At 53.9% G+C, this 7,816-nt stretch carries 10 protein-coding genes; 5 read left to right on the plus strand and 5 right to left on the minus strand.

What is annotated here, in order from left to right:
* The coding region (locus ABJQ89_RS18870) for an AraC family transcriptional regulator ligand-binding domain-containing protein (RefSeq protein ID WP_348497701.1) at positions 1-297 on the minus strand (297 nt) is incomplete at its 3' end.
* A gap of 78 nt (positions 298-375) precedes the next feature.
* On the opposite strand from ABJQ89_RS18870, the gene ABJQ89_RS18875 reads away from it, so the two are divergent.
* Positions 376-1,566, plus strand: coding sequence for an acetyl-CoA C-acyltransferase (locus ABJQ89_RS18875; protein ID WP_348497702.1), 1,191 nt, complete (start codon positions 376-378; stop codon positions 1,564-1,566).
* Positions 1,563-2,702, plus strand: a complete 1,140-nt coding sequence (locus ABJQ89_RS18880) for an acyl-CoA dehydrogenase family protein (RefSeq protein WP_348497703.1) — start codon at positions 1,563-1,565, stop codon at positions 2,700-2,702. The genes ABJQ89_RS18875 and ABJQ89_RS18880 overlap by 4 nt, the downstream gene beginning before the upstream one ends.
* On the opposite strand, the gene ABJQ89_RS18885 is transcribed toward ABJQ89_RS18880, so the two are convergent.
* The 3 genes from ABJQ89_RS18885 to ABJQ89_RS18895 all read right to left on the minus strand — a co-directional run bounded on the left by ABJQ89_RS18885 (position 2,690) and on the right by ABJQ89_RS18895 (position 4,210).
* Positions 2,690-3,118 (minus strand): hypothetical protein, encoded by a 429-nt coding sequence (locus ABJQ89_RS18885; RefSeq protein ID WP_348497704.1) that lies wholly within the window; start codon positions 3,116-3,118, stop codon positions 2,690-2,692. The genes ABJQ89_RS18880 and ABJQ89_RS18885 overlap by 13 nt on opposite strands.
* Before the next feature lie 133 nt (positions 3,119-3,251).
* Positions 3,252-3,956 (minus strand): hypothetical protein, encoded by a 705-nt coding sequence (locus tag ABJQ89_RS18890; protein WP_348497705.1) that lies wholly within the window; start codon positions 3,954-3,956, stop codon positions 3,252-3,254.
* Positions 3,957-3,970: 14 nt separating this feature from the next.
* The gene (locus tag ABJQ89_RS18895; protein ID WP_348497706.1) at positions 3,971-4,210 is read right to left on the minus strand and encodes a hypothetical protein; all 240 of its coding nucleotides are present in this window, start codon (positions 4,208-4,210) and stop codon (positions 3,971-3,973) included.
* 172 nt (positions 4,211-4,382) lie between these two features.
* Between ABJQ89_RS18895 and ABJQ89_RS18900 the strand changes: the two genes are divergently transcribed.
* Positions 4,383-4,721, plus strand: a complete 339-nt coding sequence (locus tag ABJQ89_RS18900) for a hypothetical protein (protein WP_348497707.1) — start codon at positions 4,383-4,385, stop codon at positions 4,719-4,721.
* Positions 4,722-4,810: 89 nt separating this feature from the next.
* Here the strand turns inward: ABJQ89_RS18900 and ABJQ89_RS18905 are convergent, their stop codons facing one another.
* Complete coding sequence (locus ABJQ89_RS18905; protein ID WP_348497708.1) at positions 4,811-5,728, minus strand: alpha/beta hydrolase; 918 nt, start codon at positions 5,726-5,728, stop codon at positions 4,811-4,813.
* Positions 5,729-5,831: 103 nt separating this feature from the next.
* Here ABJQ89_RS18905 and ABJQ89_RS18910 point away from each other — a divergent pair, with 103 nt between their 5' ends.
* A complete protein-coding gene (locus tag ABJQ89_RS18910; RefSeq protein WP_348497709.1) occupies positions 5,832-6,458 on the plus strand; it encodes a ribonuclease HII in 627 nt (208 codons plus the stop codon).
* 101 nt (positions 6,459-6,559) lie between these two features.
* Positions 6,560-7,675, plus strand: coding sequence for a site-specific DNA-methyltransferase (locus ABJQ89_RS18915; protein ID WP_348497710.1), 1,116 nt, complete (start codon positions 6,560-6,562; stop codon positions 7,673-7,675).
* The last annotated feature ends 141 nt before the right edge of the window (positions 7,676-7,816 follow it).

A 7,816-nucleotide genomic window follows, 5' to 3' on the forward strand; every position in this document is an offset into this window, starting at 1 on the left:
AAGCGTTTGCGCACCCCGCGTACTATGTCCCATCAACGCAAAACTCCCGGGCCGCATGGGGCGCGCTGCGTTGCCGAAGAATTCGTCATCCATCGCATCAGCAATCCCGAGCCAGAGTCGACCGAAGGCTTGTGCGCTCACCTTGCCGCCACCGGGCGCGTCGATCTCAGCGCGCTCTAACAGCCGCGCGATATCAACGCCGCCACGACGTGCGCACTCAAGCGCTTCGCTGACGAAAGCACTAGAAATGAATTTCTCTGGCATGGACGTATCAGGCATTATGGCAAAATAGCTCAATCGTTAGTCACCTTTGAGCATAGTTTGCCAGTACAACTTCGTCTATCACTACCACGAGAATTTCTTGAGGAGCGCCCCATGTCCGCAACAGACCCTATTGTAATCGTGTCTACAGTACGCACGCCCATGGGCGGTTTTGAGGGCGATTTTGCCTCTGTATCTGCATCCCATCTTGGATCAGCCGCGATCAAGGCGGCAGTTGAACGTGCAGGCATCGCACCAGAAGACGTCGAAGAAGTCGCCTTTGGCAACGTGCTCAGCGCAGGTCAGGGTCAAGCGCCCGCGCGCCAAGCCGCATTGGGCGCTGGCCTGCCGCTTTCGGCGACTTGCACCACACTGAACAAGATGTGCGGCTCTGGGATGAAAGCTGCGATGTACGCCCATGATATGTTAGTTGCGGGTTCCTCAGACGTCATCATCGCCGGCGGTATGGAAAGCATGTCCAACGCTCCATACCTGATGCCAAAGGCGCGCGCTGGTCTGCGGATGGGTCATGCTCAACTGCAAGATCATATGTTCTTTGATGGTTTGGAAGACGCCTATGACAAAGGTCGCCTGATGGGCACCTTTGCTGAAGATTGCGCAGAATCCTACCAATTCACCCGCGAAGCTCAGGACGATTATGCCATTGCATCGCTCGACCGTGCTGTAGCCGCTATCGATGGTGGACATTTTGAGAGTGAAGTCACGCCAGTCACCGTTCAAACACGTCGCGATGAAACGTTGATCTCCACGGATGAACAGCCCGCAAAAGCCAAGCGCGACAAAATCCGCAATCTGCGCCCAGCGTTTCGCAAGGACGGCACTGTGACTGCGGCCAACTCCTCTTCTATCTCTGATGGCGCTGCGGCGATGGTCATGATGCGTGCATCCGAGGCAGAGAAACGTGGCCTCACCCCAATCGCGCGCATGGTGGGTCATGCAAGCTATGCGGACAAGCCCGGTCTCTTCCCAACTGCGCCCATCGGCTCGCTCGACAAGCTCACGCAAAAGACGGGTTGGGATCTGAAAGATGTGGACCTCTTTGAGATCAACGAGGCCTTCGCTGTCGTGCCAATGGCCGCGATGCAGGCCCTAGATTTGCCCCATGACAAGGTGAATGTGCACGGCGGTGCCTGTGCCCTTGGTCACCCCATCGGCGCGTCCGCAGCGCGCATTATGGTTACCCTAATTGGTGCGCTTCAAGCGCGTGATATGAAACGCGGCGTTGCCTCTGTCTGCATTGGCGGTGGTGAAGCAACAGCAGTCGCATTGGAGATGATGCAATGATCTTGAACGAAATTCAGACCGCTATTCGCGAAATGACCCAGCAGTTTTCGCAAGACGTGCTTTGGCCCAGTGCGGAAGCACGCGATAAATCCGCAGAGTTTCCGCGCGAAGAGTTAACTCAAATGGGCGAACTCGGCTTGATGGGCATGTTGGTGCCAGAAGAATACGGCGGCTCCGAAACTGGCGCTGTGGCTTATGCGCTCGCGCTCGAAGAGATCGCGGCAGGCGATGGACCAGTGTCGACAATCGTTTCTGTGCATAGCTCTGTCGGCTGTGTGCCAATCGTGCGTTACGGTAATGAGGCACAAAAGAAAAAGTACCTGCCAAAACTCGCCAGCGGCGAATGGATCGGCGGCTTTGCCTTGACCGAACCACAAGCTGGCTCTGATGCCTCTAACCTCAAGACCACCGCAGTACGCGATGGCGATCACTATGTGATCAATGGCGCAAAGCAGTTCATCACGTCCGGCAAGAACGGCCAGATGATCATTATCTTTGCCGTCACAGACAAAGAAGCAGGCAAGAAAGGCATCAGCGCCTTTATCGTCGAAACCGACACACCCGGCTACGAGGTCGTCCGCGTCGAAGAAAAGCTTGGCCTGCATTGCTCTGACACGTGTCAGCTTGCATTCACAGACATGCGCATCCCTGCAGAAAACCTGCTTGGCGAAGAAGGCGAAGGTTACAAAATCGCCCTCGCGAACTTGGAAGGTGGCCGCATCGGTATCGCCGCGCAAGCCGTCGGTATGGCGCGCTCTGCGCTTAAGGTCGCGCGCGATTATGCAGCTGAACGCACGGCATTCGGCAAGCCTATCGCCAACCATCAGGCCATCGGTTTCAAACTTGCTGATATGGCGACACAAGTCGAAGCAGCCCATCAATTGGTCATGCACGCGGCTTCGCTCAAAGAGGCAGGCATTCCTTGCTTGAATGAAGCCTCCATGGCGAAACTCTTTTCATCAGAGATCGCGGAGAAGGTTTGCTCTGACGCGATCCAAATCCACGGTGGCTACGGGTATCTTTCGGACTACCCTGTTGAACGCATTTACCGCGACGTGCGCATTTGCCAAATTTACGAAGGCACAAGCGACATTCAACGCCTCGTCATCGCACGCAATCTTGATCAGGTCGCTTGATCCAAAGATGCGTCCGTCTCTTCCTCGGGCGCATCATCTTCCAGCGCTGCATCCAATTTGCCTTTTAAGTCTTCGAGTGAATGCTCGGTCGACGCTCTTATGGACGGTTGGACAACGCGAAAACGACCATGCTTAAACAAGGGCTCAACCGCACGCGCTATCCCACCGAACATCGGCGCGCGCACGACTCCGTTTGAGATCAGTGAAGCATACAGCTCTGTTGCGGCGGCCTGAGATATTCTTAATTGGCGCGTAAGCAATTCAGGTGAAACGCGGTTCTGCGCGCGCGCAATCGCAACAGCCCAAGTATAGAGCGAACTCGTCACAGGTTTTGTGGCCGCCGCAGCGGACGGGATCGGCAAGCCCGCAGCAACTGCTCCACCAACCAGACCTTTATGAAACGTTCTTCTATCCATGAAAGAGATATAGGTACGAAACACCAAATTGCGAGTCACTCGCAAAAACTGTACATTTCACCTTTTCCAAATATCCTCAGGGTCTGGGGGTGAAACCCCCAGACGGGCGGATCGCGAAAGCGATCCGAAACACTCAAAGAACCTTGATCACGTCCTTATCAATCGCAAGCATATATCCTTTGCGCGCGATGTTTTTCACCAACAACTCACTGACCATTTGATTGCCCAGACCATCGCGCAAGCGCTTGATCCGTGTCGCGCCAGCGGCCTCTTCACAATCGGCAGAGTTTCGGCCCGAAATGACGGCTTCAATCTCAACGCCAGTCATAACGTCATCATCCATTCGCGCCTCTGCCAAAACTGACAACGTCTCCATCGCAGCATCCGTCAGCTTGAAACCCATATTATTGAGATAAACTGTCTTTTCATCCCGGCTGATCAACAGCGATGACACCTGAATGCCAGAGCGTTCAATCTGCGCCATGCGGCGATTTAGAACGACGAGCATCACAAGGAAAACAACAGCTGCGATTAGCAAAGCCGTCGCAAAGACCAACAAAACGAAAATCACAAATCGGTAGGATGCCAAGGTTTCAGAAAACGACGTCCCAGACTGCGCCAAGATTTCCAGCAGCTTGATTTCTGCCTGACTCGTCAAATCATCGTTTTCGATAAAAATGCGCTCTACGCGCATGTTGAACGCGTTCGCGTCCGGCAGGTTGGCGAACAGAATAATCGCCGCGACCAATAAAATGCCAACAATCGCCGCCAAACCAATGACGACGATCCGATTGCCTGTGCGCCGCGCGTCGGCGGCGTTTGCAGTGTCTTCTAGCAAGGTTTGTCTCCCGATTACTTGTCAGAGACTGACAAAACCTTCAGCAATGTCCACCCTCGCTCCGCAAGGGCCGCTTTGACCTGACCCGTCGCGGCGGCGGTTGTGCAGGGCCCGGAGACCGACATGCTTGCATGCTCCAGCTTCAAAGGATTGTCCTTTTTCGCCTTATAGGTCGCGGTGCAATCCGCTGCGGCAGCACTCGCAAAAAGGCTGAGCGCGCCTGCGGCAATGATGTGTGTAATGTGATTTTTCATGACCCAGAACCTGCGCCCAAGCGCGATGTTTTTCAATAACAATAGAGGTTTTTAACGGCGTTATTGGATAACAATGCGATGATATTGCCTGCCTGAAGCGGTCCAGCCCAAGTTGATCCCATCAAGCCCACCAAGTCTTGGAGGGCGCCTCAACCAAGTAAGGACTTAACTCATGCACCGTACTTTTATCTCTACCGTAATCGCAGCAGCCATCGCCATTACAAGCGTGTCCGCATCCATGGCTCAAGCTGAACAATACCGCGCTCCGATGCGTGCTCAAACCAATCCAAACCACGGCAATGAAGCCATCGCAGGCGTTCTTGCAGGGGCAGCCGCGCTCTTTATCATTGGCAAGGCGATCGAAAATAATGGTGGCTTCAAACGCAGTTCGCCTAGCCCTAAAAAACACGTGAGCCGTCACGGCCACCGCGGACACAAGCACGCAGCGCGTGGACACGGGCACCGTCATGGCCACGGACATGGTCGTTACAACCGTCGTCACCGTCACTAATCAAAAACGAGCAGTGAGCAGCGCGTTCCCCCGAAACGCTGCAAACAAGAGCGAGAGCAGGATAACTGCTCTCGCTCTTTTCTTGTTGATCAACTCAAATGTTGCTCTGCAAACGCAGCAATCATTTTAAATGCAACTTCAGTTTCCGGCGCTTCATCAACCAACACGGGCCACGCATGAGGCGCATGATTGTTCACACCCACGTGCGCCGACACCTCTTCTTCCACCAGCTTTTCAATAAACGCCTCCACCTCATCCCGGAAGATTTCTGCTGTGCTATACAAAACCAGGTGCGGCGGGCTGCCCTTAAACGAACCAAACCCCGGTGATACTTCAGGATCGCGCAAGTTCGTATCTGCCGCGTACATTTTGGCGGCGCGACTGATCCAAGTACGGGTCAGGATGGCCTCGCGTTCTGCGAGCGTGTCGATCGATGGATGCGATGCCGTCAGATCAAGCCATGGAGACAGCGTAACGACACCCGCAGGAAGTGATCCACCTTCTTTAATCAACCGCTGCAGCATCGCTAAAACCAGCCCACCTCCTGCGCTCGTCCCAGTCAGCAATATCTGAGAGGGGGCAACACCAGACGCGACAATCGCATTGTAGGCGGCAACCCCATCATTTACCGCCGCAGGATAGGGCGCATGGATCGCAGTCGTATATTTCACTGAATAGACGGCCATTCCGCTGCTGATCGCCAAGCGACGCGCTTCATTTTCAGAAGATGTTGGACTGCCGATCACATAAGCCCCGCCATGAAAGTAAAGCATCGCCGCATCGGGGTGCTTTACCACATCAGGCGTTATGCGCAGCACTGCGACCCCGCCCTGATCGATCCATTCGGCGCGCGCAGCTTTGTGTGTAATGCCCGTCACCTTAGCACTGAGATAGGTCAGCCAGTTGATAACGCGCTGTGACGGAATAAGCCGCAACATCGGCTTGATACTTTTGCGCAGCGCTTTGTCAGCGGACTGAAGCGCGGCAGAATTCGAATCTGGGTTCATAGTGGCAAGGCCCTCCAAAGATGCAGTAACACTCTGCGCTTTCGGAATCCTGAACAAGATCGTAATTGAGGGTTGCGAAGACAATAAAGAGGATAGATCACAAATGACCCTTCTTGGACCCGACTATTCTTTTGAAAGCGCAGCTCAGGCGCGCGGCCTGTCTCTTGTCGCTGGTGTGGATGAAGTCGGGCGCGGCCCTTTGGCTGGTCCCGTCACGGCCGCAGCTGTGATCCTCGATCCAGCAAACATCCCAGACGGGCTCAACGATAGTAAAAAGCTATCGGCGAAAAAGCGACAAGTGCTCCATGATGAACTACTCCAATGCGCTGACGTGTCGATTGCTCATGCTTCGGTTGAGGAAATCGACGAGTTGAACATCCTTCGTGCCTCTCATCTCGCGATGGAACGCGCGGTCGCGGGGTTAAAACAAGTGCCAGATCACCTGTTAGTTGACGGAAATATGATTCCGCGTGGTTTGACCGGATCATCAGAAGCCATTGTAAAGGGAGACAACCGATCAGTTTCGATTTCGGCGGCCTCAATTGTGGCCAAAATCTGTCGAGATTATGTCATGTGGGATTTGGCGCAACAGTACCCCGGTTATGGTTGGGAAACGAACGCCGGATACCCGTCAAAGCGTCACAAAAATGCACTCGTGGAACTTGGGGTGACCCCACACCATAGACGTTCGTTCAAACCCATACACAACATCTTGTATCAAGAGAAATAACCAACCTATTGATTCAAAAAAGAAATTGACCACGAATCACGTTTGACTCACATTGGTACTCAACCACAGAGCGCAAAAGCGCCGGGACATTGAGGCACGATATGACAGTAAAAACAAAGGCGCAGGCGCAAGCCACGCTTCCCCTAAACACGATTCAATCTGGTGACTGCATCGAGATCATGAACTCTCTTCCAGAGAATTCCATCGATCTGATTTTCGCCGATCCGCCCTATAACCTGCAGCTCAAAGGTGACCTGCACCGTCCTGATAACTCCCGCGTTGATGCGGTTGATGACCACTGGGACCAATTCTCTTCTTTCGCAGCCTACGACAAGTTTACCCAAGACTGGCTCAAAGCTGCACGCCGATTGCTCAAACCCAATGGGGCTATTTGGGTGATCGGTTCTTATCACAACATCTTTCGGGTGGGCTCTGCGCTTCAGAATGCGGGCTACTGGATCCTGAATGATGTGGTTTGGCGCAAGTCTAACCCGATGCCGAACTTCCGTGGCAAACGCTTTACTAACGCTCATGAAACAATGATTTGGGCCTCCAAATCCGAGGGCGCGAAGTACACGTTTAACTATGAAGCGCTGAAATCCCTGAACGAAGGCATCCAGATGCGTTCCGATTGGGTTCTCCCGATCTGCACAGGTCATGAGCGTCTGAAAGACGAAGCAGGCGAAAAAGCGCACCCAACTCAAAAGCCAGAGAGCTTGTTGCACCGCGTTATCGTCGGTTCAACCAACCCAGGCGATGTGGTTCTTGATCCATTCTTTGGCACAGGTACGACAGGCGCAGTGGCTAAGATGCTGGGCCGTGAATACATCGGCATTGAGCGCGAAGCGGCCTACCGCAAAGTTGCAGAGAAGCGCATTAAAAGCGTTCGCAAGTTTGATCGTGAAGCGCTGCAAGTCTCTACATCTAAGCGCGCAGAACCACGCGTACCGTTCGGCCAGTTGGTTGAACGCGGCATGCTGCGCCCGGGTGAGAACCTCTATTCTATGAACAACCGTCACAAGGCCAAGGTCCGTGCAGATGGCACGCTCATTGGGGACGATGTAAAGGGCTCGATCCATCAGGTCGGCGCCGCGCTGGAAGGCGCGCCAAGCTGTAATGGCTGGACCTACTGGAGCTTCAAGCGCGATGGCAAGACCGTCCCGATTGATGTCCTGCGTCAACAAATTCGCTCTGAAATGGCAGAAAAGCCTAACTAAGCGATTACCCTAAATTTATTCGAACACCGCCGGTGCCTGTGTCCTGACTTCACGGCACCTACTGACCCCGCCTTGTCTACAAGGCGGGGGTTTTTGGTTGCGCCCTCATGTGCATTCGTCAAATAATCGATGCTCATTTGG

Source organism: Planktotalea sp. (genome assembly GCF_039984035.1).
Taxonomy (GTDB): Bacteria; Pseudomonadota; Alphaproteobacteria; order Rhodobacterales; family Rhodobacteraceae; genus Planktotalea.

Excerpts from the sequence above, each read along its gene's own strand:
- ABJQ89_RS18885 (WP_348497704.1), bottom strand. The coding sequence starts at position 3,118 with ATGGATAGAAGAACGTTTCATAAAGGTCTGGTTGGTGGAGCAGTTGCT.
- ABJQ89_RS18895 (WP_348497706.1), bottom strand. The coding sequence starts at position 4,210 with ATGAAAAATCACATTACACACATCATTGCCGCAGGCGCGCTCAGCCTT.
- ABJQ89_RS18915 (WP_348497710.1), top strand. The coding sequence starts at position 6,560 with ATGACAGTAAAAACAAAGGCGCAGGCGCAAGCCACGCTTCCCCTAAAC.
- ABJQ89_RS18875 (WP_348497702.1), top strand. The coding sequence starts at position 376 with ATGTCCGCAACAGACCCTATTGTAATCGTGTCTACAGTACGCACGCCC.
- ABJQ89_RS18900 (WP_348497707.1), top strand. The coding sequence starts at position 4,383 with ATGCACCGTACTTTTATCTCTACCGTAATCGCAGCAGCCATCGCCATT.
- ABJQ89_RS18910 (WP_348497709.1), top strand. The coding sequence starts at position 5,832 with ATGACCCTTCTTGGACCCGACTATTCTTTTGAAAGCGCAGCTCAGGCG.
- ABJQ89_RS18905 (WP_348497708.1), bottom strand. The coding sequence starts at position 5,728 with ATGAACCCAGATTCGAATTCTGCCGCGCTTCAGTCCGCTGACAAAGCG.
- ABJQ89_RS18880 (WP_348497703.1), top strand. The coding sequence starts at position 1,563 with ATGATCTTGAACGAAATTCAGACCGCTATTCGCGAAATGACCCAGCAG.